The organism is Desulfofundulus thermosubterraneus DSM 16057, assembly GCF_900142025.1.
In the GTDB taxonomy this organism is placed as follows: Bacteria; Bacillota; Desulfotomaculia; order Desulfotomaculales; family Desulfovirgulaceae; genus Desulfofundulus; species Desulfofundulus thermosubterraneus.
Map to the genome: position 1 here is coordinate 1 of NZ_FQZM01000094.1, position 1470 is coordinate 1470.

At 41.0% G+C, this 1470-nt stretch carries 1 protein-coding gene; it reads left to right on the forward strand.

Annotation, left to right across the window (positions count from 1 at the left end; genetic code table 11):
- Positions 1 to 1171: RNA-directed DNA polymerase (locus tag BUA65_RS17525; RefSeq protein WP_131821558.1), on the forward strand; the 1171-nt coding region annotated here is incomplete at its 5' end.
- Between the last annotated feature and the right edge of the window lie 299 nt (positions 1172 to 1470).

Consider the following 1470-nt stretch of genomic DNA (forward strand, 5'->3'; position numbering starts at 1 on the left):
AGCAGAAGACAGTATTAGTTCAAGAGGATTTTTATGTCCAGGGGTGGTTCCCTTTTTGATTACCGTGGTGGGTAACTTTTTGATTGACACAACCAATCACACCATTGAGAACCAACTAATTGATGTTGGCTTTCCAAACCAAGCAATAAAGTGGATACTAAGACTCTTGGAAAGTGTTACAGCAAAAGTTTCTCGCGGAATTCCAATAGGTCCTCATGCTGTGCACCTTCTAGCGGAGGCATCGATTCGCCCTGTTGATAATAGCCTAGTTGCGCGTGGAATAAAATTTTGCAGGTTCAGCGATGATATAATCATTTTCTGTAACAGTAAAGTTCAGGCGCGAACCACACTTTATACAATTGCTGAAATTTTAGATAAGCAACAAAGACTCATGCTTCAAAGACAAAAGACTAAGATATTTGAGCGCTCTGATTTTCAGGATTATTGTCGTTGTATGGTTGAAGATAGACCAATCAACGATTTAGAAGCAAAGATTTTGAATATTATACGAAAGTATTCCAACGGAAATCCATATCAAACCGTACTATTGAGTCAAGTTTCGGATGATGACTTAAAAATGTTCACGCCAGATATAATAAACACGATTTTAGAAGACTATCTCAATCAAACAGAGCCTAATTATGTCCGTTTGCGTTGGTTTATTCGAAGGCTTACTCAGGTTGGACATCCATCCGCCATTGATTTCTGCATCACTAACTTCAACGCACTAATCCCAGCTTTGAGTGAAGTCTGTCGTTATTTTATATCCATCGGTAATCACCCTCAAACAGAATGGCCCTACATAGGTGCGCAACTGATCGAACTATTAGATAATGAGATTATTTCATCAAATGAGTATTTTCAAATGTCAATTCTTTCACTGTTTAACAAAAAAACAGAACTTAATCAGGTCCACAGAATCCTTGGTAAGTATGGTAATGCGTCGCCAAACATAAGAAGAGAGATATTACTTGTGGCTTTAGCAAATAATTGTGCTGATTGGATTCGCGAGCTCAAGGAGCAATACGCCGCGATGGACTTATGGACCAAAAGAGCATTCTTGGCGGCGTGTAAACTATTGCCAGTTGAAGAACGCAAATTCTTCACAAAGATTGTTGATAGGAAAAACCTGCTAGATGGCCTTTTAGTAAGATGGGTAAGGCAAAAATGATTCCATTTTAGATACAGTCGCAAAACCCCCAGTTAAATTGCAGAATTAACAGAGCACAGAGGAAATACTAGAGAAATACTATTCCTTGCCATGGACGAAAATGGCCTTCCACAGTAAACTTGTGCTAAGTTGGATATGGGTTGACACATTGGGATTAACTGGGAAATGAAACAACCACCCGGGCTTGCCCCAGGTGGTTGAGTACACGTGCGCCCGGCATGGGCGTTAACTTGGTGGGGAAAGTCCACTGCAGGCGAGGCAGCACGAGTCTGCTAGCCAAAGGCAAGGGTGTCCATCGC